This is a genomic window from Ramlibacter alkalitolerans, from assembly GCF_016722765.1.
GTDB lineage: Bacteria > Pseudomonadota > Gammaproteobacteria > Burkholderiales > Burkholderiaceae_C > Ramlibacter > Ramlibacter alkalitolerans.
The window spans coordinates 62,593-86,416 of sequence record NZ_JAEQND010000002.1 but is presented as its reverse complement, the minus strand read 5'-3'; the positions used below and the strand labels follow the sequence as shown (position 1 = coordinate 86,416).

The 23,824-nt window shown below is 70.0% G+C and carries 24 protein-coding genes; 9 read left to right on the top strand and 15 right to left on the bottom strand.

Annotated features, from left to right (window positions below):
• Positions 1-25: 25 nt before the first annotated feature.
• The 6 genes from JI746_RS03370 to JI746_RS03345 all read right to left on the bottom strand — a co-directional run bounded on the left by JI746_RS03370 (position 26) and on the right by JI746_RS03345 (position 4,151).
• Positions 26-1,231: a hypothetical protein gene (locus JI746_RS03370; protein ID WP_201687386.1), complete on the bottom strand. Its 1,206-nt coding sequence runs from the start codon at positions 1,229-1,231 to the stop codon at positions 26-28.
• Positions 1,232-1,843, bottom strand: coding sequence for a hypothetical protein (locus JI746_RS03365; RefSeq protein ID WP_201687385.1), 612 nt, complete (start codon positions 1,841-1,843; stop codon positions 1,232-1,234). It lies immediately after the preceding gene.
• Positions 1,840-2,676 carry a serine hydrolase gene (locus JI746_RS03360; RefSeq protein ID WP_201687384.1) on the bottom strand — a complete coding sequence of 279 codons (837 nt, stop codon included), beginning with the start codon at positions 2,674-2,676 and terminating at the stop codon, positions 1,840-1,842. Before JI746_RS03360 ends, JI746_RS03365 begins: the two co-directional genes overlap by 4 nt.
• An 84-nt stretch (positions 2,677-2,760) precedes the next feature.
• Positions 2,761-2,949, bottom strand: coding sequence for a DUF3606 domain-containing protein (locus tag JI746_RS03355; protein WP_201687383.1), 189 nt, complete (start codon positions 2,947-2,949; stop codon positions 2,761-2,763).
• Between the two features lie 129 nt (positions 2,950-3,078).
• Positions 3,079-3,408, bottom strand: coding sequence for an AzlD domain-containing protein (locus tag JI746_RS03350; RefSeq protein WP_201687382.1), 330 nt, complete (start codon positions 3,406-3,408; stop codon positions 3,079-3,081).
• Positions 3,405-4,151 carry an AzlC family ABC transporter permease gene (locus tag JI746_RS03345; protein ID WP_330892931.1) on the bottom strand — a complete coding sequence of 249 codons (747 nt, stop codon included), beginning with the start codon at positions 4,149-4,151 and terminating at the stop codon, positions 3,405-3,407. Before JI746_RS03345 ends, JI746_RS03350 begins: the two co-directional genes overlap by 4 nt.
• An 87-nt stretch (positions 4,152-4,238) precedes the next feature.
• On the opposite strand from JI746_RS03345, the gene JI746_RS03340 reads away from it, so the two are divergent.
• Both JI746_RS03340 and JI746_RS03335 read left to right on the top strand, forming a co-directional pair.
• A complete protein-coding gene (locus JI746_RS03340) occupies positions 4,239-4,520 on the top strand; it encodes a PsiF family protein (protein ID WP_201687381.1) in 282 nt (93 codons plus the stop codon).
• A gap of 141 nt (positions 4,521-4,661) precedes the next feature.
• Positions 4,662-5,444 (top strand): metallophosphoesterase, encoded by a 783-nt coding sequence (locus JI746_RS03335; protein WP_201687380.1) that lies wholly within the window; start codon positions 4,662-4,664, stop codon positions 5,442-5,444.
• A gap of 28 nt (positions 5,445-5,472) precedes the next feature.
• On the opposite strand, the gene JI746_RS03330 is transcribed toward JI746_RS03335, so the two are convergent.
• Complete coding sequence (locus JI746_RS03330) at positions 5,473-5,748, bottom strand: hypothetical protein (protein WP_201687379.1); 276 nt, start codon at positions 5,746-5,748, stop codon at positions 5,473-5,475.
• A gap of 99 nt (positions 5,749-5,847) precedes the next feature.
• Here JI746_RS03330 and JI746_RS03325 point away from each other — a divergent pair, with 99 nt between their 5' ends.
• Positions 5,848-6,141 carry a hypothetical protein gene (locus JI746_RS03325; protein WP_201687378.1) on the top strand — a complete coding sequence of 98 codons (294 nt, stop codon included), beginning with the start codon at positions 5,848-5,850 and terminating at the stop codon, positions 6,139-6,141.
• A gap of 20 nt (positions 6,142-6,161) precedes the next feature.
• Here the strand turns inward: JI746_RS03325 and JI746_RS03320 are convergent, their stop codons facing one another.
• Positions 6,162-6,401 carry a hypothetical protein gene (locus JI746_RS03320; RefSeq protein ID WP_201687377.1) on the bottom strand — a complete coding sequence of 80 codons (240 nt, stop codon included), beginning with the start codon at positions 6,399-6,401 and terminating at the stop codon, positions 6,162-6,164.
• A gap of 255 nt (positions 6,402-6,656) precedes the next feature.
• On the opposite strand from JI746_RS03320, the gene JI746_RS03315 reads away from it, so the two are divergent.
• From JI746_RS03315 to JI746_RS03300, 4 genes are all read left to right on the top strand, one after another.
• Entirely contained in the window at positions 6,657-7,910 is a 1,254-nt protein-coding gene (locus JI746_RS03315) for a D-alanyl-D-alanine carboxypeptidase family protein (protein WP_330892930.1), read from the top strand.
• Positions 7,911-8,149: 239 nt separating this feature from the next.
• Positions 8,150-9,781: a hypothetical protein gene (locus JI746_RS03310; RefSeq protein ID WP_201687376.1), complete on the top strand. Its 1,632-nt coding sequence runs from the start codon at positions 8,150-8,152 to the stop codon at positions 9,779-9,781.
• A gap of 100 nt (positions 9,782-9,881) precedes the next feature.
• Entirely contained in the window at positions 9,882-11,552 is a 1,671-nt protein-coding gene (locus JI746_RS03305; RefSeq protein WP_201687375.1) for a hypothetical protein, read from the top strand.
• A gap of 48 nt (positions 11,553-11,600) precedes the next feature.
• Positions 11,601-12,299, top strand: coding sequence for an aspartate/glutamate racemase family protein (locus tag JI746_RS03300; RefSeq protein ID WP_201687374.1), 699 nt, complete (start codon positions 11,601-11,603; stop codon positions 12,297-12,299).
• Here JI746_RS03300 and JI746_RS03295 read toward each other — a convergent pair.
• On the bottom strand, positions 12,278-13,369 hold the full coding sequence (locus JI746_RS03295; RefSeq protein ID WP_201687373.1) for a saccharopine dehydrogenase family protein: 1,092 nt from the start codon (positions 13,367-13,369) through the stop codon (positions 12,278-12,280). The genes JI746_RS03300 and JI746_RS03295 overlap by 22 nt on opposite strands.
• Positions 13,370-13,379: 10 nt before the next feature.
• The gene (gene amaB / locus JI746_RS03290) at positions 13,380-14,891 is read right to left on the bottom strand and encodes an L-piperidine-6-carboxylate dehydrogenase (RefSeq protein ID WP_201687372.1); all 1,512 of its coding nucleotides are present in this window, start codon (positions 14,889-14,891) and stop codon (positions 13,380-13,382) included.
• Between the two features lie 210 nt (positions 14,892-15,101).
• Between amaB and JI746_RS03285 the strand changes: the two genes are divergently transcribed.
• Both JI746_RS03285 and JI746_RS03280 read left to right on the top strand, forming a co-directional pair.
• The gene (locus tag JI746_RS03285; RefSeq protein ID WP_201687371.1) at positions 15,102-16,775 is read left to right on the top strand and encodes an AMP-binding protein; all 1,674 of its coding nucleotides are present in this window, start codon (positions 15,102-15,104) and stop codon (positions 16,773-16,775) included.
• Between the two features lie 34 nt (positions 16,776-16,809).
• A complete protein-coding gene (locus JI746_RS03280) occupies positions 16,810-18,639 on the top strand; it encodes an ABC transporter ATP-binding protein (RefSeq protein WP_201687370.1) in 1,830 nt (609 codons plus the stop codon).
• Between the two features lie 25 nt (positions 18,640-18,664).
• Here JI746_RS03280 and JI746_RS03275 read toward each other — a convergent pair whose 3' ends face one another.
• From JI746_RS03275 to JI746_RS03255, 5 genes are read right to left on the bottom strand one after another with little or no spacing between them, the layout of a single operon-like run.
• Positions 18,665-20,050, bottom strand: a complete 1,386-nt coding sequence (locus JI746_RS03275; RefSeq protein ID WP_201687369.1) for a M20 family metallopeptidase — start codon at positions 20,048-20,050, stop codon at positions 18,665-18,667.
• Positions 20,047-21,018, bottom strand: coding sequence for an ABC transporter ATP-binding protein (locus tag JI746_RS03270; RefSeq protein WP_201687368.1), 972 nt, complete (start codon positions 21,016-21,018; stop codon positions 20,047-20,049). Before JI746_RS03270 ends, JI746_RS03275 begins: the two co-directional genes overlap by 4 nt.
• On the bottom strand, positions 21,015-22,010 hold the full coding sequence (locus JI746_RS03265; protein WP_201687367.1) for an ABC transporter ATP-binding protein: 996 nt from the start codon (positions 22,008-22,010) through the stop codon (positions 21,015-21,017). Before JI746_RS03265 ends, JI746_RS03270 begins: the two co-directional genes overlap by 4 nt.
• Positions 21,997-22,905 (bottom strand): ABC transporter permease, encoded by a 909-nt coding sequence (locus JI746_RS03260; protein ID WP_201687366.1) that lies wholly within the window; start codon positions 22,903-22,905, stop codon positions 21,997-21,999. Before JI746_RS03260 ends, JI746_RS03265 begins: the two co-directional genes overlap by 14 nt.
• Positions 22,905-23,822, bottom strand: coding sequence for an ABC transporter permease (locus tag JI746_RS03255; RefSeq protein ID WP_201687365.1), 918 nt, complete (start codon positions 23,820-23,822; stop codon positions 22,905-22,907). Before JI746_RS03255 ends, JI746_RS03260 begins: the two co-directional genes overlap by 1 nt.
• Positions 23,823-23,824: the final 2 nt, after the last annotated feature.

Below are 23,824 nucleotides of genomic sequence, written 5' to 3'. Positions count from 1 at the left end.
CGCCGGCCAGGGCGACCGGCCGCCGCTACGGCCGCTCCCACTCGTCCAGTCGCGCGATGAGGTCGTCGATCGCGATCACCTCGCGCCGGTTGTCCTCGCGCCGGAACACGACCGCGGACCAGCCGCTCATGCCGACGGGCCGCAGGCGCTCGCCGTCGAGGCCCAGCTGCTGCCCGGAGACCGCTCGCATCACGACGCGCTCGTAACGCGAGCGCGCCAGCTGCGCCGGGGAGGACCGCTCGTCCCAGGCGCACAGCTTGCCGACGTCCTCGTACGCCTCCGGTCGGTCTTCCAGGTCGAGGAGCGACGGACTGCGCCCGCTCATCACCGCGCCGATCAGGCGGAACGTGAAGGGATCGGAAACGCGGCGGATCGAACGCAGGAAGTGACGCACGGTGGAGCCCGCAATCGCCCGCAGGCCGAGCTCGCCATGCCGCTCCGTCTGCCACATGTCCTTGTCGATGTCGCAGGTGAACGGGTTCTCCGGATAGCAGGTGAAGCGCGCCAGCCAGCCCTTACGCGAGGTGTGGGGCATCGGCTGGAAGCCGCTGATGACGGGGATCTCGTGCCGGGAGAGCTCGTCGAGTTCATAGCTGGGCCACGTCATCACCTCGCGCACGACGCCGACGATCAGCGTCGCCGCCGCGATCATGAGCGCGGGGCTCGGCGTGAAATCCGAGGTGATCTCGATGCGGTCCTTGCGCGGACGCACGCCGACACCGGTGGAACGCCGGTTGGTGGCCAGCAGCATCACCGGCGCAGGCAGGATGTACGTGAGCAGCAGCGCGAGCTTCTCGATCGTGCGCCCGTTGGCCGCCTGGCCGGGCGGCAGCTCGAAGGACACGTTGTAGTGCGCGCTGAAGCCCACGAGCCGCGTCCGGTGGCGGTTGCGGGCATCCCAGTCGTCGAGTTCGTGGCGAATGAACTGGAGCGCTTCCCACAGCGAGCGCCCGGCCCGCGCCGCACAACCACGCTCGATCTCGACCACCGGCGTCGCCACCTCGATCACGCCGGTGTCGAAGTAGACGGCGCCCCCGGTCGGCAGGTGGTACGAGGTGCCCTGCCGGTGCATCAGCTCGCCGCGGATGAAATCGCGCGGGCTGCCGAATAAGGCCTCCGGCCGCGTCGGCTGGTCGTCGAGCATCAGGGAGCACTCTGCCTCCAGCCCCATCGCCGCGAGACGCAGGCGCTCCGGCGCGGAGGGGTGCTCCAGCTTCTTGAGGTCGGCCATTCAGCTTGCTTCCGTGGATTTGCCGCTTTCCTGCGCGTTCACCGGCTCGAACACCGTGTAGCCGAGGTCGATGTGCAGGTGATCGTCGGCCTCGCCCTCGCCCTGGCCGTAAGGCCGTACCCACACGCCGGGGATCACGCGCCGTGCGATGGCCGCGTACTTCTCGATCTCCTCGCGCGAGTCGAGGTAGGTGTCGCCGATGCGGTAGATGTTGGCCGCGGTGCCCCAGCAATGGCGCGAGGCATGCCGGCTCAGGGCGTGCCCCGGCGAGCGGTACCCGCCGTTGGCCGCCACGTGCACATAGGTGTCGACGTCGAGCCGGAGCAGTTCGAGCGCGCTCGCCAGCAGGACCAGCGTGCAGGGGACGTAGCGCGGGTAGGACCGCGCCTGCGGCGCTTCGCGCACGTCCACGCCAATGAGCTCCGAGAGGGTGAAGTGCGGGGTCAGCGGCGTTTCCTGCGCCTGCCGCCACGAATCCACCCGCAGGAAGGACGAGGGCAGCACGCGCGCAGTGCCCGAGCGATCCTGCAGCGTCTCGCCGGGCCGCAGCACCTGCCTGATCTCGCGCGGCAGGTCGTCGGCGCGCACCAGGGGCAGCGGCAGCACGCTCATTGCGCGCCCCCGGTCATGTACTCGTACACCGCGCGCGAGATGCGCGCGATCGTCTCCTGCCGCCCGTTCACGTCCGGGGCCCATTCGGTGAGGATCACGACGACATAGGCATCGCGGCCATTGAGGTAGACGATGCCGGCGTCGTGCGCCACGGTCGATATCTCGCCCGTCTTGTGGGCCACGCGCGCATCCTCCGGCAGGCCGGCGGGGATCCCGCTGCGGAACCGCTGCTGGTGCAGGATGTCGAGCATGGCCTGCGAGGCCTCGGGCGAGATGGCCTTGCCCTCCTCGATCAGGCGCAGGGCGTCGCACAGGCCGGCCGCGGTCACGCGGTTGTTGATGCCGGCTTCCCAGGCCGCCTCGTCCTCCACGCCGCGCTGCAGGTCGATGCCGCTCAGGTGCAGGCGCACGAGGGCCGCGCGCGCGGCCTCCACGCCGACGAGGTCGAGCAGCAGGTTGGTGGCGAGGTTGCTGCTCGTCACGATCATGTGCTCGGCCAGCTCGTGCACCGTGAGCATGCGCCCGATCGCCGCGTGGACGTCGGCATTGGCATCGCTTCCCTGCGGCACGCGGAAGGCCTGGCCGTCGACCACGCTGTGGAAGCGGTTGCGCACGTGCACCCGCGAGTGCGGCTCGAAGCGGCGCTGCTCGATCGCCTCGTACACGGACAGCAGCACCGGAACCTTGATCGTGCTCGCGGCGTGGAACCAGCGGGCGGGGTTGAGCGACCACGCCGTGTGGTGCTCGAAATCGTAGGCCGCGACCGCGATCGCGGAGGCGTTGGCCTCCTCGCCGATCCGGCGGACCGCGTCGCGCAGCATTGCGTCGGTCATGCTCTCAAAGGCGTTGTTCTTGCTGGCGGCAGGCCAGGCATGCCGGCGATCCTAGTGCGAAGACGCGCGATCGGGGCGACGCGCTCACTTGCCCAGCTTGCTCTCGACCTTGCGGCGCGAGTTGCCCTCGCTCTTGATCGCGCGCTTGACGTCGGCGGCGGAGGCGGAGGTCTTCTTCGCTTCGTAGCGCACCTCGTGCTCCTGTCCACCGGCCACGCGGGCGCGGTCCTGGTTGCGTCCGCGCGTGCTGCTGCTGCTCTTGCTGGAAGCCATCGAAATCTCCTGCCATCGATTGAATGACTCGAGCGTCCCACCACGCGTACGCAGCAACGGCAGGGAAAGGCCGCAAGCCCGCGTCAGCCGCGAGCCAAGGCGCCAGCGCCGCTGAGCGGACCGGTGGCGCTACCAGCCCAGCCCGAAGCGCAGCGCCAGCATCACGCCGGTGCCGCAGACGATGGTGCCGAACAGGCTGCGGCGCCAGACATAGAACGCCAGGCCGGCCAGGGCGCCGAAGATGCGCGCGTCGTGCCAGGTGGCGACCAGGTGCCCCTGCGTCAGGACCAGCTCGGGGGCGACCACGGCGGCGAGCGCGGCGATGGGCGCGTAGCGCAGCCCTTCGCGCAACCAGGAAGGCATCGGCAGGTCCTGCCTGGGTACCAGGAAGAAGGCGCGGCAGCCCAGCGTGATCAGCGCCATGCCGACGGTGGTGAGGAAGATCTCGAGCCCCGTCACGGCCTGGCTCCGCGGTGCAGCGCCGGCGCCCGGTCGGCGAGCACGCCGACGGCCACCGCCGCCGCGATCGCGACGACGATGTTCAACTTGAGCGGCAGCGCGTACGCGGCCACTGCTGCGCAGCCGGCGACCACCGCAGCCACCCAGGTGACCGGGCTGCGCAACTGCGTGCAGGTCAGGGCCAGCAGGGCCATGGTGCCCGCGAAACCCAGGTTCCAGGAGGCGGGGATGCCGTGGCCCATCAGGATCCCGGTGACGATGGACACCTGCCAGACGCCGAAGGTGACCAGCGAGCCGCCCAGGAAGTAGTCCTCGTAGCGGGGCCCGGGCAGGGGCTCGGGAAAGCGGCGGATGAACAGGGCGAAGCTGCTGTCGCCCATCATGAAGCTGAGCGCGACGCGTTGCCGGCGCGGCAGGTGCACGAAATAGGGCCGGTAGTGGAAACTGAAGGCCATGAAGCGCAGGCTGACGCACAGCGTGGTGATCCAGACCACCCACATCGGCGCGCCGGCCGCGATCAGCGGCAGGGCCGCGATCTGGGCCGAGCCCGCATAGACCAGGACCGACATGAAGATCGCCAGCGGCACGCCCATCCCGCTCTTGGCCATGGCCACGCCGGCGACCAGGCCCCAGGCGGCGATGCCGATGGCCATCGGGACGGCCTCCACGGCGCCCTCGCGGAACAGGGGACGGCGCACGAAGGCCAGCGCGTCGGAACGGAGTGATGCGACCGAGGATCTCACGGATGAACTTCCCGAAGAGCGGGCATTGTCTCCCGGCGCTCCCCGGCCGGCGGCTGCGGGGTCGAATGCGCCCCACCGGAGTCCATCATGAAGCAAACCATCGTGGTACTGGCGCTCGCGGCGAGCAGCGTCGCCGCCCCGGCGCAGAAGATCAGGGAGGCCAGCCCGCAGCAGCAGCTCGTGACCACCTGCAACGCCGAGGCGAAGTACCGGGAACTCACCGGCGAGAGCCGCAACAGGTACATCTCCGGCTGCCTGTCGAACGGCCGCAAGCGCCTGCAGGAGGTGCTGATGGCATGCAACGCGCAGGCGCGGGGAAAGGGCGGAGAGGAACGCCGGAAGTTCATGGACGAGTGCCTGAGGAGGTAGCGCCTGCCCCGTCCTGTCCCCGGGCGTCTCCTCCTCACTCATGAGGAGGATGGTGGATCTGCCTGGGTCAGGTACTGTCTCGCTGCCTCTCGTTGGGGCGCGCCGGGGCAACCGGGCGACATCCACCTGGCTGTACCGACCTTGAATCCACCCTCTCCCCCCCTGTGCATCGACCACTATGCGGCGAACACCGCGGGCCGCGACCTGATCGTGGGCGACGTGCACGGTGCCTTCAGCCGGCTGAGGAAGGCGCTCGATCGCATCGCCTTCGACGAGCGCGTCGATCGCCTCTTCTGCGTCGGAGACCTGGTCGATCGGGGCCCCGAGTCCGCCGAAGCCTTCGAATGGCTCAAGCAGCCGTGGCTGCACAGCATCCTGGGGAACCACGAACGCGCGGCGCTCGACTGGGCCCGCGGCGACCTGGACGCCCAGACGTACGCCTGGAATGGCGGCGCGTGGAACATCGACGTCCCGCCCCCGGTGCGGGAACATCGCGCGGCCGTCTTCGCGCAGTTGCCGGTCGCCATCGAGATCGAAACGCCCGCCGGCCTGGTCGGCCTGGTGCACGCCGACGTGCCCTCGGCGTCGTGGGCGGAGTTCCGGCAGCAATTGCGAAGGGAGACCTGCCGGCCGCCGCACCAGCGCATGGCACTGGAGGCGGCAGTGAACTCGCGCCGGCGGTTCAGGCGCGACATCGGCGGCTGCGTGTCGGGCGTGCATGCCGTGGTCGTCGGCCACACCACCCTCGGCCGGCCGCGCTGGAGCGGCAACATCCTCTGCATCGAGACCGGCGGCTGGTCCGACGGGTACTTCACGATCGTCGATGCGGCGACACTCGCCGTCCCGCGAGAAGGTGACGGCGGTGCGCGGCGCCGCTGCGCCGCGGAGCTCAACATCCTGAAGCCGCAATTGCAGCGATGCTGACCGGCCTTGCAGCGCCGCTGCCGGCGCGCTACAGCAGCGGTGCGCCTGCGTCCTTCTCGCCGGACATCAGGAAGGACTGCATCCCCTGCACGATCCCGTCCATGCAGTGCCCGGCGGGCCCGGGGAAGCGGCCGTCGATCGACAGGGTCTGCAGGCTCTCCGCAATGCTCAGGACACGGGTGCGCGGCGTGCCGGCGGTGTTGAGCGCGCCGGCCAGCGCGAATCCGACGGCCATGCCGCACCCGTCGAGGGCTTCCCGGAGCATGCCGTAGGTCAGGGGGGTGCCCTCGGTGTACTCGCTCATGGATCTTCTCCCCAAATGGGGCAAGCGTAGCGCCGGAGCGTGCAGAAAGGTGCCGGTCGTCAGCACGGCGTCCACCACTTTCGTTATCGTCCAGGGTCTATGCGCTTCATCTTCTACGGCATGGCATGGTGCTGCCTCCTGGCGGCCATCGTGTTCGCGGGGCTGGTCACCACGGAGTCCGGGTATCACCTGCTGACATGGGTGCTGCTGGCCTGCGCCATCCTGATCGGCGGTGTCGGCTACGTGTTCGCAAGCCGGACCACGCGCAAGTGCCCCTCGTGCGGCGAGCGCAACCCGCGCTTGTCCAAGTCCTGCTCCTCTTGCTCCAGCAGGGTGCCGACGGCACTGGGCGAGCTCACCGCCGATACGCGCCGGCGCTCCGACGCTCCCTGAGGGACGCCGGCCCAGGCGTCCTACGCGCGCCGCTTCGTTTCGGGTCGTTCCATGACGGCCCGGAGGCGATGGTGCCGCGCATGCAATCGGTCCACCTCCCGCCTGGCCGCCATCTCGGCTTCGACGAGGAGGTCCGCTTCCGGCATCGGTGCACGAAGCTGGTTCAAGGTGCACACGGGCCCGTCGTCGATGCGATAGCCCCAGCGGCCCTGTTCGGGCAGCACCGCAAGCGCGATCACATGACCTTCGTATTCAAGCAAGCGAACCAAATGCGCACCTCATAACCGACGATGGCGCAATGTATTCGCGCAGCAGGCGTGCCGGGCTCACGCTCCGCGCGGATGCTTGAGGAAGCGCAACTGCCGCGAACGTGCCGGTGCGGGTGCGCCGGGGTGGTGCACGCGCCGCCGCGCCGGCAGCATTCGCAAGCTGATGTGTAAGGCGGCAGGAGGAATTCGCTAGCGCCGCAACGGCCAACAAGCGGCGCACGATCGGCCACAATGCTCGTTCTCCCCATGAACGCCATGCACACGAACCGTTTTCCCCTCGCCGCCCTCGTCCTCGCCGTTGCCGCGGCCACCCTGAGCACCAGTCCCGAATCCATCGCGGCGCCGCGCCATGCCGCCAAGGCCGCCGCGCAGAAGAAGCCGAGCGCGGATGCGGCCGCACCGGCGCCTGCCGTCGGCGAGTCCGCCGTGGCCGGCGGTGCGCCGGCCCTGGCCGCCAAGGCCTGGCTGCTGATGGACTTCGACTCCGGCCAGGTGCTGGCCTCGGCCAATGCCGACGAACCGCTGCCGCCGGCCTCGCTGACCAAGATGATGACCAGCTACCTGGTCGAGCAGGCACTGCGCACCGGCAAGCTCAAGAAGGACGACCTGGTCACGGTCAGCGAGCACGCGTGGTGCCGCGGATCGAGCAGCGAGTCGTGCATGTACCTGCCGCTCAACAGCCAGGCCAAGGTGATCGACATCCTGCGCGGCATCGTGATCCAGTCGGGCAACGATGCGTCGAAGGCGATCGCCGAGCACATGGCCGGCTCGGAAGAAGGCTTCGCCAAGCTCATGAACGCCGAAGCCCAGCGGCTGGGCATGACGCACACGCATTTCGTCAACGCCACCGGCCTGCCCGATCCGGCGCACAAGGCCTCCGCGCGCGACCTCGCGATCCTGGCGCGCGCGATCATCCGCGACAGCGCGGAGTACTACCCGATCTACGCCGAACGCGAGTTCACCTTCCACGGCATCAAGCAGGGCAACCGCAACGCGCTGCTCTACACCGACCCCACGGTCGACGGCCTGAAGACGGGCCACACCGAGGAAGCGGGCTACTGCCTGGTCACCTCGTCCAAGCGCAACGGCATGCGCCTCATCTCCGTGATCCTCAACACGAGGAGCGCGCAGGCCCGCGCCGACCAGTCGCGCACGCTGCTGGGGTGGGGCTTCAGCAACTTCGAGAAGGCCGCGCCGATTCCGCCGGAAGCCGTGGTCGCCACGGCAAAGGTCGACTTCGGCAAGGTCGACACCGTGCCCGCGGTGCTGGGAGCGCCGTGGACGGTGACGGTGCCGCGCGGCCAGCAGGTGCAGACCTCCGCGCAGCTCAAGCCTGCCCTGGAGGCGCCCGTTGCCAAGGGCGCCGTGATCGGCAAGGTGGTCGCCAGCTCGAACGGCAAGCCGATCGCGGAAGCCCCGCTGGTCGCGCAGGCCGATGTCGAGCGCGCAGGCTTCCTGCTGCGCGGCTGGCAGCACGTGACGAAGATGTTCGGCAAGTAAGCGCGCCTGCAGGCACGAAAGCCCCGCGCTGCGGGGCTTTTTGCATTCGGCCTTGCGTTGCGACTCGGGCCTGCGCAGCCGCGAACGCGGGGGTCGTCCGAAGCTGCGTGCAGCGCGCGGCGCATTCCGACACGAGGCTTCGAACCCTGTCCTACGAACCGGCAATCCCAGCAATGGACCATGGCCACTCCACAGGACAAGGGGCCAACGCCATGCGCCAGCCGGCGATCTTTCTCCGCATGCTTTGCCTGCTGGCGGCCTGCCTGTTGCCGCCGCTCGCGATCGCGGCCAAGCAGACCGTCTGCACCATCACGATCAATTCCGCCGACGAACAGAAGGTCTTCCGGCGCTTCCTGCCCGCGGACAAGTACGAGTTCGTGGAACTGGTGGAGCGCAAGCGCTCGGACTGGCTGGCTTCCGCCTGCCAGGCGAAGGTCGCGTGCGACGTGCTCGTGATCTCCGGCCACTACGGCGAGGGCAACGAGTTCTTCTCGGACGTGATGGAGAACCACGAAAGCCTGCCGATCGCCGAACTCGAACGGGTCTCGTGCTCGGACTCGTGCCCCAGCCTGTTCGCCAACCTGAAGGAGGTCTATCTCTTCGGCTGCGACACGCTGAATCCGCATGCGCAGCACACCACTTCGGCGGAGATCGTGCGCAGCTTCGTGCGCGAAGGCCGTACGCAGGCCGACGCCGCCCGGCTGGCGCAGCAGCTGATCGCGCAGCGTGGCGAAAGCAGCCGCGACCGCATGCGGCTGGTCTTCAAGGACGTGCCGGTGATCTACGGCTTTTCATCGGCGGCGCCGGTCGGCCCGGTGGCCGCCGGCTCGCTGACGCGCTTCTTCCAGACCTCCGGTGCCGGTGAAGTCGGCAAGGGGCGCGCCAGCGGCGGCCTGCTGCGGCAGTTCTCCGCGCAGGGCCTGGCGGCAGCGCGCGGCATGACGGCCGGCGACTCGCTCGCCGCCACGCGGCAGGACGTCTGCATGTTCGCCGACGACCGCCTGTCCGAAGCGCAACGGCTGGATGGGATCCACGAGCTGCTGCAACGGCCCACGGCGGAATCGCGGATGCTGCTCGACCGGATCGAGCGCTCCACGGCGGCGCTCGATGCCGCCACGCGGCAGCAGCCCGAGGTTGCACAGGCGCTGGAGCGCATCGCACGCGACACCGATGCGCGCAAGCGCTATCTCGCCTTCGCGCGCGATGCCGACGAGCCCCAGACGCGCTCGCGCATGATCCACATCGCGCACGCGCTCGGCTGGCTGTCGCGCGAGGAGCGCCGCGACGAACTCGTTCGCATGTTCACCGAAATGCTGGAGCGCAAGACCATCCTGGGCACGGAGGTCGACCTGGCGTGCAGGGTGAACAAGGAACACGAGCTCGATGGCGCGCTCGACGAGGCGGCGCTGCCGTCCGGCCGCGCCGAGGACGTCGCGCATTCCGCGGTCCGCGCGTGCATGGGCAATGCACAGGCGCACGCGCGCACGCTCAAGGGACTGATCGGTCCGGACGAGGACGTGCGCATCGCGCAGACCTACCTGCGCCACCGGCCGATCGCCGATACGCAGGAACTGCGCGCCGTCACGGCCGCGATCGCCGCGATGCCGGGCTCGGAAGCGCAGGCCCGTGCATTGGACGTGCTGGCGCGCCACTACGTGTCCGATCGTGAAAGCGTGGACACGCTCAAGCAGTTGTTCGCCAAGACGCGCTCCTGGCCGGTCCAGAACGCAATCGCCGGCGTGCTGATCCGCGCCGATCCGCGCACCATCACCGGCGCCGACCTGCTGCGCACGTTGCGTGAATATCGCTTGAAGTCGTCGCCGCAGGACAACATGGTCGATGCGCTGATCCAGCGGCTGCAGCTGTCCTGATCCGGCCAGGGACGGCGGTTACGAAACAGATGGGCCGTCAAGGCAGGGCTGTGGAATACTCGCGGCGTCACCCGGCGCAGAGCTTCCGCAGTACCCCGCCATGCCCATCCCCCGCTTCCTCTCCAGCACGCTCGCGGCCCTGGTCGCTTGCCTGGCCGCCGCCGCGCCGCTGGCGGCCGGCGCCGCCCCCAAGACCGTGTGCACGATCACGGTCAATTCGCCGGACGAGAAGGAAACCTTCCGCCGCCACCTGCCCCCCGGCGACTACCAGTTCGTCGAGCTGGTCGAGCGCGGCCGGCCGGACTGGCTGGCGTCGGCCTGCCAGCAGCACGTCTCCTGCGATGCACTGATCATCTCCGGTCACTTCGACGGCGGCGAGGAGTTCTACACCGACCGCTACGACGCGAGCGAGTACCTGTCGGTCGAGGAGATGGAGCGCGCCTCCTGCAGCGACTCCTGCCCCGGCGTGTTCGCGCAGCTCAAGGAGGTCTACCTCTTCGGCTGCAACACGCTGAAGCCGGAGCCGCGCCAGACGGCCTCGGCCGAGATCGTGCGCGCGCTGCTGCGCTCCGGCAACGCGCCAGCCGACGCAGCACGGCTTTCCGCGCTGCTGGGCGAGAAGCACGCCGAGAGCAACCGCGACCGCATGCGGCACATCTTCCGCAACGTGCCGGTGATCTACGGCTTCTCGTCCAAGGCGCCTCTCGGCCGGTATGCGGGCCCCCTGCTCGATCGCTATTTCCAGACGGCGCCTGCGGGCGAGGTCGGCGGCGGGCAGGTGAGCGCGAAGCTGCTGGGCCTGTTCGCGCCCAGCTCGATGACGTTCACCTCCGGCCTCACCGACGGTGAATCGCAGGCGAGCCTGCGCAGCGATGCCTGCCACTTCGTCGACGACCGGCTCTCGCCGGCGCAGAAGGTCGCCTTCCTGCACGAGATCCTGCAGCGCGACATGGCCGAAGTGCGGATGTTCCTCGGGCACCTGGAGCGCTTCGCCGCGGCCGTCGGGCCGGTGCAGCGGCTGGCGCCCGAGACGGCGGCGGCCTTCGCCTCCATCGCCGGCGACGGCGCGGCACGCGAACGCTACCTCGCGTTCGCGCGCGACGCCGACGAACCGGCGGTGCAGACCCGCATGATGGCGCTCGCCAGGAACATCGGCTGGCTCTCGCCGGCCCAGGAACAGGCCGAGTTCATGCGCATGATCTCCGACCGCATCGCCCGCAACGCCATCGGCAGGGACGAGGTCGATCTGGCTTGCGCGCGCGGCCGGCAGGGCAACCAGGACGCCGCCTTGCGGCCGCTGGCCGACGGCGCCTTGCGCTCCGGCAAGATCGCGCCCGCGGCCGCCCTGGCCTGCCTCGGCAGCGCCGAGGCGCATGCGCGCGTGGTGCGGGCCGTCACGAGCGCCAACGCCGACGACATCACCATCGCCCAGGTCTACCTGCGGCACCGGCCGCTGGCCGACGCCGGCGAGCTGCGGGCCGTGGCCGCTGCCATCGGGCGCATGCCCGCCTCCGGTGCCCAGGTGCGCGCGCTCGAGACGCTGGCGCAGCAACGCCTGGCCGACCCGGAGAGCCTGCGGGAAATCGCCCGCCTGTTCCCGCTGGCCAAGTCGGTGGACGTGCAGCGCGCGATCGCAGGCATCCTGATCCGGTCCGACTACCGCGTGCTCGGTGCGGCGGACCTGGCGCGCTCGCTGCAGCAGTACCGCATCAAGTCGCCGGACGGCAGCGACGTGATCGACGCGCTGATCCGCGTGCTGCAGGCAAGTTAGAGTCCCAGCGGCAACCGGGGCGCTGCAAGGGCCCAGAATGCGGGGACGATGGCTGTCGCTCCCCTCCACGGCTTCCTCGGCGTGCTGATGCTCGAGACGCGTTTTCCGCGTCCGCCCGGCGACATCGGCAACGCTGAAACCTGGCGGCGCGCCGGCATTCCCGTGCGCTTCGCGGTGGTGCGGGGCGCAACGCCGCGCCGTGTCGTGCAGGACGCGGACGCCGCTTTGCTGCAGCCCTTCCTCGATGCGGCGGTGGACCTCGAGCGGCAGGGTGCAACCCTTCTGACCACCAGCTGCGGCTTCCTGGCGCGCTGGCAGGGCCGCCTGGCGCGCGCGGTCGCGGTGCCGGTCATCACCTCCAGCCTGCTGCAGGTGCAAGGCCTGCGCCGCCCCGGCATCGTGACCATAGCCGCGGCCTCCCTCACGCCGGCCGTGCTCGAAGGCGCCGGCGTTCCCGCCGGCACGCCCGTCCAGGGTGTCGCGCCAGGCTGCGAGTTCCACCGCCGCATCCTCTGCGACGACGGCACGATGGACCTGGCACAGGCGCGGCACGATGTCGTGTCCGCGGCGCTCGAACTCGTCCGGCGCCACCCGGGGCTCACCGACATCGTCCTGGAATGCACCAACATGCCGCCGTACCGGGACGCCGTCGCACAGGCCACCGGCCGCCCCGTGCACGACCTGGAAACCTTGCTGCTGGCGCGATGGGCGACCGGGCAGCCCGCTCAGGAGATCGTTTCCACCTGACGCGCCTTTTCGTAGGCGCAGCCGAAGCGGTTGGCCAGGAAGTCGGGCAGCCGCACCTGCTCCTGCGCGGCGAAGCCGGACTGCGGCAGCTTGCCGTCGCGAAACAGATCCACCGCCGCGCAGATGCCGGCAGCGGTGGTGATCTGGATCGCGGAGAGCTGGTGGTCGCGCGCCCGCTCCGCGAAGATCTTGCGCGCGAACACCTCCTGCAGGAAGGAGCCCCTCTTCATGCCCGACACGGTCACGAACACCAGCACCACGTCCTGCATGGTCGCCGGCATCGAGCGGCGCAGGATGTCCTTGAGCGTGGCCTGGTCCGACTCCAGCTGCAGCTCGCGCAGCAGGAACTGCATCAGGTTGCGATGGCCCGGATAGCGCACCGTCTTGTAGTCGAGATTGCGCACCCGTCCTTCCAGCGTTTCGCACAGCGTGCCCAGGCCGCCCGAAGTGTTGAACGCCTCGTACTCGATGCCGTCCACCGAGAAGTGCTCCAGGCCCTCGAGCGGCAGGACCTCGATGGCCTTGCCGTCGCGGATGGCCTCGCACGGGTGGCAGTACTCGTTGATCAGGCCGTCGACGCTCCACGTCAGGTTGTACTTCAGCGCGTTGGTGGGGAACTCCGGCAGCGCGCCGACGCGCATCTTCACTTCCTGCAGGGTGTCGAAGGACTGCGCGAGGTGATGCGCCACGATGCCGATGAAGCCCGGCGCCAGCCCGCACTGCGGCATGAAGAGGGTGCGCGCGCCGGCTGCCATCTCCTTGATTTCCCGCGTTGCCGCGACGTCCTCCGTGAGGTCGAAGTAGTGGCACCCAGCCTGCAGCGCCATGCGCGCCGCCGGAATGGCGAGGTGGTAGGGCAGCGCGTTCACCATCACCTGCTGCCCGGGCAGGGCCGCCCGGATGGACTCGATCGCGTCGCCGGCAACGTGCGTGGCGATGCCTTCGGCCGCCAGCTCGGCGAGCGCGCGCGCGTTCTGGTCGAACACCGTGACCTGGTAGTCCCCGCTGCCGTGCAGCAGGCGCGCGATGCGCTGTCCGATGTGGCCGGCGCCCAGCAGTGCGACTTTCATCGGCAATCCCTCAGACGTCGAAACGCACACCCTGGGCCAGCGGAAGCTCGCGCGAGTAGTTGATCGTGTTGGTCGCGCGGCGCATGTAGTTCTTCCAGGCGTCCGAGCCCGACTCGCGGCCGCCGCCCGTCTCCTTCTCGCCGCCGAAGGCGCCGCCGATCTCGGCCCCGGAAGTTCCGATGTTGACGTTCGCGATGCCGCAGTCGGAGCCGCGCGCCGACAGGAACAGCTCGGTCTCGCGCAGGTCGTTGCCGAAGATCGAGGACGAGAGCCCCTGCGGCACGTCGTTGTGCAGCCGCAGCGCCTCCTCGAAGTCCTCGTAGGCCAGCACGTAGAGGATGGGCGCGAAGGTCTCGCGCCGCACCGTCTGCGTCTGCGCCGGCATCTCGACCAGCGCCGGCCGCACGTAGAAGGCGGACGGATACTTGTCCTGCAGCAGGCGCTCGCCGCCCGCGACCTTCCCGCCCTCGTCCTGCGCGGACCGCAGTGCCGCCTGCATCGCCTGGAAGCTGGCGCCGTCGATCAACGGGCCGACCAGCACGCCCGGCTCCAGGGGATTGCCGATCGGCAGCGCCGCGTACGCCTTCTTCAGGCGCGCCAGCAGCGCGTCCTTCACGCTCGCATGCACGATCAGCCGCCGCGTGGTGGTGCAGCGCTGGCCGCAGGTTCCGGCGGCCGCGAACGCGACGCCGCGCACGACCAGGTCGAGATCCGCGGAGGGCGTGACGATCACGGCGTTGTTGCCGCCCAGCTCCAGCAGGCAGCGCCCGAAGCGGCGTGCCACCCGCGGCCCGACTTCGCGGCCCATGCGCGTGCTGCCGGTGGCGGACAGCAGGGCCACGCGCTCGTCGTCGACCAGCACTTCGCCGATGTCGCGCGGGCCGATGACGACCTGCGAGAGTCCCTCCGGCGCAGCCCCGAAGCGCTTGGCGGCGCGTGCGAAGACCGCCTGGCAGGCCAGCGCGGTCAGCGGCGTCTTCTCGGACGGCTTCCACACCACCGGATCGCCGCACACGACGGCCAGCGCGAAGTTCCACGACCACACGGCCGCGGGGAAATTGAAGGCGCTGATCACACCGACCACCCCCAGCGGATGCCAGGTTTCCATCATGCGATGCGCCGGGCGCTCCGAGGCGATCGTCAGGCCATACAGCTGGCGCGACAGGCCGACGGCGAAGTCGCAGATGTCGATCATCTCCTGGACCTCGCCCAGGCCCTCGGAAAGGATCTTGCCGGTCTCGATGGAGACCAGGCGCCCCAGCGATTCCTTGTCGGCCCGCAGTTCCTCGCCGAACAGGCGGATCAGCTCGCCGCGCTGCGGCGCCGGCACGCTGCGCCAGGCGAGGAAGGCCTCGCGCGAGCGCGCGACGGCCTGCACCACCTCGTCGCGGCTGTGCGTGCGCAGGCGCGCGATCCCGGCGCCGTCGATGGGCGAGTGGACGCCCAGTTCACCGCCCGCGGCGGCGGCGGTGGCGGTGAGGCCGAAGTGTTCGAGTAGCGTGGAGGCCGGCGTGGAACTCATCGTGGACTGCCCTGGAGATGTGCAAGCATGGAAAGCCCGCCGGGCGAACCGCGCCCGTGCCTGGCTTGCTCCTGTCGGCGTATTCTGCGCGCGAGCGCGCGCCGGGTGTTGCGAAGCCGGGCTGGCACGATTTGCTACCCGGCCGGCGACCCTCCGGGGCCTCCGGGCGCCTATGCTGGCGGGCTGCGCTTGCTTTCCGGAGACGAGGACATGCTCATCGAATCGGGTGTTGCCCACGCGCGGGGTGCCACCGGCACGCCGCTGATCGAACAGACCCTGCCGGCCTTCCTGGCCGCCATGGTGCAGCGCCAGCCGGGGCATCCGGCGCTGGTGAGCCGGCACCAGGACCGCCGCTACAGCTACGCGCAGCTGCAGCAGGCCGCCCGCCAGCTGGCCAGCGCGCTGCTCGGGCTCGGGCTGCAGAAGGGCGACCGCATCGGCATCTGGTCGCACAACAACGCCGAGTGGGTGCTGATGCAGATCGCCACCGCGCAGGTCGGCCTGGTCCTGGTGAACATCAATCCCGCCTACCGCACGGCGGAACTGGAATACGCGCTGAACAAGGTCGGCTGCCAGGCGCTGGTCACGATGGCCCGCTTCAAGACCAGCGACTACCTGGGCATGCTGCGCGAGCTGGGCCCCGCGAAGCTGCCGCAGTTGCGGCACACGGTGTGGATCGACGAGGCCGGCCGGGGCGAGGAGCAGCCGGGCATGCTGCGCTTTTCCGAACTGCTGGCGCGCGGCAACCCGGACGATCCGCGCCTCGACGCGATCGCGGCCACGCTCGCGCCCACCGACGCGATCAACATCCAGTTCACCAGCGGCACCACGGGCTTCCCGAAGGGCGCGACGCTCACCCACCGCAACATCCTGAACAACGGCTTCTTCATCGGCGAGGCGATGAAGCTCACGCCGGCCGATCGCCTGTGCATCCCGGTGCCGCTGTACCACTGCTTCGGCATGGTGCTGGGCAACCTCGCCTGCCTCACGCACGGTTCGACCATCGTCTACCCGAACGATGCCTTCGATCCGCTGGCGGTGCTGGAGACGGTGCAGGCGGAGCGCTGCACCGGGCTGCACGGCGTGCCCACGATGTTCATCGCCGAACTCGATCACCCGCGCTTCCGCGAGTTCGACCTGTCGTCGCTGCGCACGGGCATCATGGCCGGCTCGCCGTGCCCGATCGAGGTGATGAAGCGGGTGGTGAGCGAGATGCACATGGGCGAGGTCACCATCGCCTACGGCATGACGGAGACCAGCCCGGTGAGCTGCCAGAGCAGCACCGACACGCCGCTGGACAGGCGCGTGTCCACCGTGGGCCAGGTGCAGCCGCACCTGGAAGTGAAGATCGTCGACCCGGCCACCGGCGAAACGCTGGCCACCGGCGAGCGCGGCGAACTGTGCACGCGCGGCTACTCGGTGATGCTCGGTTACTGGGAAGACGCGGAGAAGACCGGCGAGGCCATCGACGGCGAGGGCTGGATGCACACCGGCGACCTCGCGACCATGGACGACGAGGGCTACGTCAACATCGTGGGCCGCATCAAGGACATGGTGATCCGCGGCGGCGAGAACATCTACCCGCGCGAGATCGAGGAATTCCTCTACCGCATGCCGCAGGTGCAGGACGTGCAGGTGGTCGGCGTGCCCGATCGCAAGTACGGCGAGGAACTCTGCGCCTGGATCATCCGCAAGCCCGGCCAGGCCCTGGGCGAGGAGGACGTGCGCGCCTTCTGCAGCGGCCAGATCGCGCACTACAAGATCCCGCGCTACATCCACTTCGTCGACGCGTTCCCGATGACGGTCACCGGCAAGATCCAGAAGTTCAGGATCCGCGATGCCATGAAGAGCGAGCTGGGCCTGCAGGAAGACCGCACGGCGTGAGGCGCCGCGCGGTTCGGCGGCTCGGGAGCCGGGAATGAACCTGCTGCGCAAGTACCTGAAGCCGCAGCGCCGGCTGGCGGCGCTGGCGCTGCTGCTGGCCGCCGTGAGCCAGGTGCTGGCGCTGGTCGACCCGATCATCTTCGGCTGGCTGGTCGACGGCTATGCCAACCAGCGCAACGTCAAGAGCGACGACGAACTGGTGCACGGGGCCTTGCGGCTGCTGGCGCTGGCGGTGGCCGTCGCCATCGGCTCGCGGGCCTGCCGGGCGATGCAGGACTACGTCGTGCGCCTGGTGGTGCAGCGCTTCGGCACCCAGATCTTCAACGACGGACTGCGGCAGACGCTGCGCCTGCGCTACCAGGAGTTCGAGGACCAGAGCAGCGGCGAGACGCTGTCCCTGCTGCTGCGCGTGCGGCGCGACACCGAGCGCTTCATCAACGCCTTCATCAACGTGCTGTTCGCCTCACTGGTGGGCCTGGGCTTCCTGCTCTGGTACGCGGTCACGCGGAGCTGGCTGCTGGTGCCGGTGTTCCTGGTCGGCCTGCTGGTGCTGGGCGGCCTGTCCGGGCTCCTGAGCCGGCAGATCCGCAGCCAGCAGCGCGCGCTCAATCGCGAGACCACGCGCAACGCCGGCTTCATCACCGAGAGCCTGCGCAACGTCGCCCTGATCAAGAGCCTGGGCCTGACCTTCCGCGAGATCCGGCGGCTGGAGGCCCAGACCCAGGTGATCTTCGACCTCGAGATGGCCAAGGTGCGCCGCATCCGCTGGCTCAGCTTCCTGCAGGGTTCGACGCTGAGCCTGCTGAAGCTCTCGGTGCTGTTCACGCTGCTGTGGCTGATCTTCCGCAACGTCCTGTCCACCGGCGAGCTGATCGCGATGCAGTTCATCTCGGTCGGCATCCTGGCGCCGCTGCAGGAACTGGGCACGATCATCCTGGCCTGGCGCGAGGCGAGTTCCTCGATGGCCAACTTCGCCGAGCTGATGGCCAAGCCGATCGACCAGCGCCCCCGGGACGCGGTGCACGTCGGACCCGTCGAGTCGCTGCGCTTCGAGCACGTGGTGTTCCGCCATCGCGGCGCCCGCGAGAACGCGCTGGACGACGTCAGTTTCTCGGCCCGCCGGGGCGACACCATCGCCTTCGTCGGCCCGTCCGGCTCGGGCAAGTCGACGCTGGTGAAACTGCTCCTGGGCCTGTACCGGCCGGCGTCCGGCGAGGTCTATTTCAACGAGGTCAGCACCCGCAAGCTGCGCTACAACGAGGCGCGCCGGCAGGTCGGCTACGTGACGCAGGAAACCAGCCTGTTCGCCGGCACGGTGCGCGAGAACATGCTGTTCGTGCGCCCCGACGCGACGGACGACCGCATCCTGGCGGCGCTGGAGCACGCGCAGTGCACGGCGCTGCTGGCCCGCCTGCCGCAGGGGCTGGACACCCTCATCGGCGAGGGTGGCACCAAGCTCTCGGGCGGCGAGCGCCAGCGGCTGTCGATCGCGCGGGCGCTGCTGCGCGAGCCGCGCCTGCTGGTGTTCGACGAGGCCACCTCCGCCCTGGATTCGCTGACCGAACAGCAGGTGACCGAGACGGTGCGCCGGGTCTCCGAGGAGCGCACCCAGATCACGCTGCTGATCGCGCACCGGCTGTCGACCGTGCTGCACGCGGACGCGATCTACGTGCTGGAGAAGGGCCGCGTGGTGGAGAGCGGCACGCACGCGGAACTGGTGGCGCTCAAGGGCCTCTACTACGCCATGTGGCGCCAGCAGATCGGTGAACGCGAGCCGGCGCCGGCCGCAGCGGCACCCGTGCCGGAGGACGGCGAGGACGCGGGCGCCGGGCCGGGCGCGGCGGAGTCGCTACCGAGCCTGTAGGCCGGAGCAACCGCGCCGCCGCCTCTCAGGGCGTCTCGCCGGACCCCAGGTCCCAGTACAGGCCCGTCATCACCTCGAGCCCTTCGCGCAGCAACTGCGGCGGCAGATGCTCGTTGGGCGCGTGCTGCGAGCAGCCGGCATAGGAGTGCGGGACCCAGATCGTGCGCAAGCCGAGCACGTCGGTGAAGATGTCGTTGGGCAGCGAGCCGCCCAGGTTGGGCAGCACCGCGGGCGTCTTGCCGGTGGTGCGCGCCAGCGAAGCGACGGCCCATTGCACCCACGCGTCGTCCGGGTCGATGCGCGTGGCGTTGAAGAAGGTTTCGCGGGTGGTGGCGATCTTCACCATGCCGAAGCCGTGGCGATCGAGGTGGCGGCGCAGCGCCGGCAGGATCTGCTCGGGGTCGACGCCAACCACGAAGCGCAACTGGCAGCGGGCCCAGGCGCGCGGCGGGATCGCGTTCACCGGCGTCTCGGGGTTGCCGGTCTTGAAGGCCAGCACCTCGAAGCTGCACCAGCCGTACACGCGCTCGGCCGGCGTCAGGCCCGGCTCGCCCCACCAGGGTTCGATCTGCGGGCCGTCCGTGCCGCCGTCGACCTCGCAATCGGCCAGCACGCGCCGCACCGAGGCGGGCAGTTCCGCGGGCACCCATTCGGGGATGCGGATCTGCCCCGTGGGCGAGGAGATGCTGGCGATCGCATGCGCCAGCTGGATGCCCGGGTTGGAGATCAGGCCGCCCCAGTTGCCGGAGTGGTGGCCGCCGGCGCGCGCCTCGATCGTGAGATCGAAGTTCATGCTGCCGCGCGAGCCCAGGAACACGGTCGGCCGCTCGGCGCGCAGCCGCGGACCGTCGGAGGCGATCAGCAGGTCCGCCCGCAAGGCTTCGCGCTGCTCGGTGCACAGCTCGCGCAGCCCGGGCGAGCCGGTCTCCTCGCCCATCTCGACCAGGAACTTGGCGTTGAAACCGAGCCGGCCGCGGGTGGCGATCACGTGCCGCATCGCCTCCATGTTGACGCTGTGCTGGCCCTTGTTGTCCGCGATGCCGCGGCCGTACCATCGCTCGTCCTTCTGCGTGAGCGCCCAGGGCGACAGGCCCTCGTGCCATTCGCGGTCGAGGCCGCGGATCACGTCGCCGTGGCCGTATCCGAGGACCGTCGTGGCATCGGGCGACTCGATCCGCTCGGCCAGCAGGAACGGCGCTTTCGCCTTCTCGTGCTCCAGCACGCGGCAGGCGAACCCCATGGACGCGAACGCGGGGGCGATCTCCTCGTCCAGGTACTGGCGCAGCGCGGCGCCGCGCTCCGGGTTCTGGCTTTCGGTCGGCACCGCGATGCGGCGGGCCAGCGTGGCGCGGAATTCGCCGCTGTCGAAGCTGTTGCGGGCGCGTTCGAGCGCGGCGTCGCGGGATTTCATGGGGTGGTCGTTTCCTGGGGCGAGAACAGGTGGCACGCGACCTGCGCATCGCCGCTCGCGCGCAGCGGCGGCAGCTCGCGATCGCAACCGGCGAAGCGGCGCGGGCAGCGTGGATGGAAGGCGCAGCCCGAAGGCGGATGCAGCGGATCGGGAAAGGCGAGGCCCAGGCCCGTGTCCGGGATGCCCAGCGTGGTGTCCGGCGTCAGGACCGAGGCGAGCAGCGCCTGCGTGTAGGGGTGCCGTGGCCGCGCGAACAGCGTGCGGGTGTCGGTGAACTCGACGACCCGCCCGAGGTACATCACGGCCAATTTGGTGGCGATGTGTTCCACCACCGCGAGGTTGTGGCTGATGAACACGTACGTGAGCTTGAATTCCTGCCGCAGGTCGAGCAGCAGGTTGAGGATCTGCGCCTGCACGGAGACGTCGAGCGCGGAGGTCGGCTCGTCGCAGACCACGATCTCCGGCTTCATCACCAGCGCCCGCGCGATCGCCACGCGCTGCCGCTGGCCGCCGGACAGCTGCCCCGGCGTGAGGTCGGCGTAGCGCGCCGGCAGCCCCACGCGTTCGAGCATGTCGATCGCCTGCGTCCGGCGCTGCGCGCGGGTGCCGATCTCGTGCACGTCGAGCGGAAAGGCGACGATGGACGCCACGGTGCGGCGCGGATTGAGCGACGAGTACGGGTCCTGGAACACCGGCTGCACGCGCCGTGCCAGCGCGCGGCGGTCCATCGTCGCGACGTCCTGGCCCTCGAGGAAGATGCTGCCCGCCGTGGGCGGCGTCAGCCCCAGCAGCATGCGCGCCAGCGTCGACTTGCCGCAGCCCGACTCGCCGACGATGCCCAGCACGTCGCCACGCTCCACGCCGATGTCGACGCCGTTGACGGCATGCAGCAGGCGGCGCGGGCGGAACAGGCCGGCGTTGACGCTGAAGCTGCGCTGCAGGCCTTCGGTCCGGATCAAGGCATTCATGCCGGCACCGCCTCGGTTTCCAGGATGCAGCGCCAGCGGCGCCCGGCCCCGGCATCGCGCAGCGCGATGGCCTGCGTGCACGCTGCCGTGGCCTGCGGGCAGCGCTCGCGGAAGGTGCAGCCGCGCAGTTCACCGGCCAGCGAGGGCACCACGCCCGGGATGCTCCCGAGCCGGCTGCCGGGTTCGGTGCGGCCCGGCACCGGGATGCAGGCGAGCAGGCCGCGCGTGTAGGGGTGCTGCGGCCGCGCGAAGATCTCCGCCGCGGTGCCCTCTTCCACCACCTGGCCCGCGTACATCACGGCCACCCGGTCGGCGATGCGCGCCACCACGCCGAGATCGTGCGTGATCAGCACCATCGCGATGCCCAGTTCCTTCTGCAGGTCCGCCAGCAGCCGCAGGATCTGCGCCTGGATGGTGACGTCCAGCGCCGTGCTCGGCTCGTCGGCGATCAGCAGTTCGGGTCCGCACATCAGCGCCATCGCGATCATCACGCGCTGGCGCAGCCCGCCGGAGAGCTGGTGCGGATACTGGCGCAGCCGCTCGCCGGCCGAAGCGATGCCCACCTTTTCCAGCAGTTCGACGGCGCGCTCGCGCGCCTGCGCCGGACTCGCGTCGCGATGATGGCGGTAGTGTTCGGTCAGCTGCTCGCCGATGGTGTAGGCCGGATTGAGCGCCGTCATCGGCTCCTGGAACACCATGGCGATGCGGTCGCCGCGCAGCGCGTTCATGCGCTTCGCGTCGGCCCGGCCCAGGTCCTCGCCGAGGAAGTCCATGGTGCGCGCGCGTCGCGTCGCGGCGCGGGGCAGCAGGCCCATGAGGGCCAGCGAGGTCATCGACTTGCCGCAGCCGGACTCGCCCACGACGCAAAGCGTCTCGCCGCGGCGCACCTGCAGCGAGACGTCGCGCACCGGGTGGACCACGCCGGCCGCCGTGCGGATGTCGACGTGCAGCCCCTGCACGTCGAGGACGAGGGGCGCTTCAGCTGCGCTCATGGGGCATCATCACCTGGTGCAGGCCGTCGCCGGCGAGGTTGATCGCGAAGATCAGCAGCGCCAGCGCGCTGCCCGGGATCGCGATCAGCCAGAACGAGAAGAACATGTAGGCCTTGGCCTCCGAGATCATCAGGCCCCACGACGGCAGCGGCGGCTGCACGCCCAGGCCGAGGAAGGACAGCGAGGCCTCCAGCAGGATGGCGCTGGCGGCCTCCAGGGAGGCGACGACGATCAGGTGCGGCAGCACGTTGGGCAGCACTTCCAGCGCGATGATGCGGGCCGTCGATGCACCGGCCGCCCGCGCCGCCTCGACGTATTCGAGCGAGCGCACCTGCTGCGTCGCACTGCGCATGACCACGGCGAAGCGGTCCCACTTCAGCAGGCCCAGCACCAGGATCACCACCCAGAGCGATCCTCCGACCAGGGCGACCGTCGCCAGCGCCACCAGGATCACGGGCATGGCCAGCCGCGTCGTCACGAGGAAGGACACGAGCATGTCGGTGCGGCCGCCGAAGTAGCCCGCGGCAAGACCGAGGGTGGTGCCGATCACGCCCGAGATCAGCGCCACGCTGGCGCCGATCAGCAGCGAGATCCGGGCGCCGAAGATCAGCCGCGACAGGTAGTCGCGCCCGAGCGCATCGGTGCCAAGCGGATGGCTCCACGTGCCCTGCGCCATCCACACCGGCGGCACCGTGCGGTTCGCGAGGTCCTGCACGTACGGGTCGTAGGGCGCGAACAGCGGCGCGAAGATGGCCAGCAGCACGATCGCGAGCAGCAGGCCGCCGCCGACGACCAGGGCCTTGCTGGCGAGCAGGCGGCGCAGCGCGGAGGGTGGCGCCGGCGCGATCCGCACCGGCGGCAGGTCCGCGACCTCGATGGGCAACTGCGCCGACATCAGGCCACCCGGATGCGCGGGTCGAGCCACGCGTTGGCCATGTCGGCCGCGAGCGTGAGCACCACGTAGATCACGGACAGCAGCAGCACGATGACCTGCATCACGGGCAGGTCCTTGTTGCTGATGCTCTGGAAGGCCAGGTAGCCCAGCCCGTCGAGCGCGAAGATGGTCTCGATCACCACCGAGCCCCCGAGCAGGAAGCCGAGCTGCACCGCCGCCAGCGCGACGACCGGCACGATCGCATTGCGCAGCGCGTGCTTGAAGATCACCGTCGCCGGCGGCAGGCCCTTGGCGCGGGCGGTGCGGATGTAGTCGGCATCCAGCACCTCGATCATGCCGGCGCGGATCAGCCGCATGAACGCCGGCGCCGCGTAGTAGCCGAGCGCCAGCGCCGGCATGACGAAGTGCTGCCAGCTCCCGCTGCCCGAGACCGGCAGGATGCGCCAGGTGATGGAGAACAGCATCATCAGCAGCAAGGCGAAGAAGAAGTTGGGCAGCGCCTGCCCCAGCACGGCGACCCCGAGGCATAGGCGGTCGACCCAGCTCTGGCGCCAGATCGCCGCCAGCACGCCCAGCGGCACCGAGATCAGCAGCGCCACGGCCAGCGAGGCCGCGCCGAGGATCATGGTCGTCTGCAGCTTCTGCGCCACCAGCGGCGCGACCTCGGTCTTGAAGTACACCGAGGTGCCGAGGTCGCCGCGCAACAGCTTCGCCAGCCAGTCCCCGTACTGCACGGCGATCGGCCGGTCGAAGCCGTAGGTCTTGCGCACCATCTCGATGTCGGCCGCCCGCGCGCCCTCGCCCGCCAGCGCCACGGCGGGATCGCCGGAGACGAAGACCAGCAGGTAGGCGAGGAAGGAGACGGTCAGCGCCACCAGCACCGCGAGGCCGAGGCGCTTGAGCAGGTAGAACAGCATCA

Bases quoted from the DNA above. Each gene is read 5' to 3' on its own strand.
- JI746_RS03325 (WP_201687378.1), top strand. From the start codon at position 5,848: ATGCGCTTCATCTTCTACGGCATGGCATGGTGCTGCCTCCTGGCGGCC.
- JI746_RS03270 (WP_201687368.1), bottom strand. From the start codon at position 21,018: ATGAATGCCTTGATCCGGACCGAAGGCCTGCAGCGCAGCTTCAGCGTC.
- JI746_RS03305 (WP_201687375.1), top strand. From the start codon at position 9,882: ATGCCCATCCCCCGCTTCCTCTCCAGCACGCTCGCGGCCCTGGTCGCT.
- JI746_RS03280 (WP_201687370.1), top strand. From the start codon at position 16,810: ATGAACCTGCTGCGCAAGTACCTGAAGCCGCAGCGCCGGCTGGCGGCG.
- JI746_RS03330 (WP_201687379.1), bottom strand. From the start codon at position 5,748: ATGAGCGAGTACACCGAGGGCACCCCCCTGACCTACGGCATGCTCCGG.
- JI746_RS03370 (WP_201687386.1), bottom strand. From the start codon at position 1,231: ATGGCCGACCTCAAGAAGCTGGAGCACCCCTCCGCGCCGGAGCGCCTG.
- JI746_RS03275 (WP_201687369.1), bottom strand. From the start codon at position 20,050: ATGAAATCCCGCGACGCCGCGCTCGAACGCGCCCGCAACAGCTTCGAC.
- JI746_RS03355 (WP_201687383.1), bottom strand. From the start codon at position 2,949: ATGGCTTCCAGCAAGAGCAGCAGCAGCACGCGCGGACGCAACCAGGAC.
- JI746_RS03295 (WP_201687373.1), bottom strand. From the start codon at position 13,369: ATGAAAGTCGCACTGCTGGGCGCCGGCCACATCGGACAGCGCATCGCG.
- JI746_RS03310 (WP_201687376.1), top strand. From the start codon at position 8,150: ATGCTTTGCCTGCTGGCGGCCTGCCTGTTGCCGCCGCTCGCGATCGCG.
- JI746_RS03360 (WP_201687384.1), bottom strand. From the start codon at position 2,676: ATGACCGACGCAATGCTGCGCGACGCGGTCCGCCGGATCGGCGAGGAG.
- JI746_RS03340 (WP_201687381.1), top strand. From the start codon at position 4,239: ATGAAGCAAACCATCGTGGTACTGGCGCTCGCGGCGAGCAGCGTCGCC.
- JI746_RS03365 (WP_201687385.1), bottom strand. From the start codon at position 1,843: ATGAGCGTGCTGCCGCTGCCCCTGGTGCGCGCCGACGACCTGCCGCGC.
- amaB (WP_201687372.1), bottom strand. From the start codon at position 14,891: ATGAGTTCCACGCCGGCCTCCACGCTACTCGAACACTTCGGCCTCACC.
- JI746_RS03265 (WP_201687367.1), bottom strand. From the start codon at position 22,010: ATGAGCGCAGCTGAAGCGCCCCTCGTCCTCGACGTGCAGGGGCTGCAC.
- JI746_RS03315 (WP_330892930.1), top strand. From the start codon at position 6,657: ATGAACGCCATGCACACGAACCGTTTTCCCCTCGCCGCCCTCGTCCTC.
- JI746_RS03260 (WP_201687366.1), bottom strand. From the start codon at position 22,905: ATGTCGGCGCAGTTGCCCATCGAGGTCGCGGACCTGCCGCCGGTGCGG.
- JI746_RS03255 (WP_201687365.1), bottom strand. From the start codon at position 23,822: ATGCTGTTCTACCTGCTCAAGCGCCTCGGCCTCGCGGTGCTGGTGGCG.
- JI746_RS03300 (WP_201687374.1), top strand. From the start codon at position 11,601: ATGGCTGTCGCTCCCCTCCACGGCTTCCTCGGCGTGCTGATGCTCGAG.
- JI746_RS03285 (WP_201687371.1), top strand. From the start codon at position 15,102: ATGCTCATCGAATCGGGTGTTGCCCACGCGCGGGGTGCCACCGGCACG.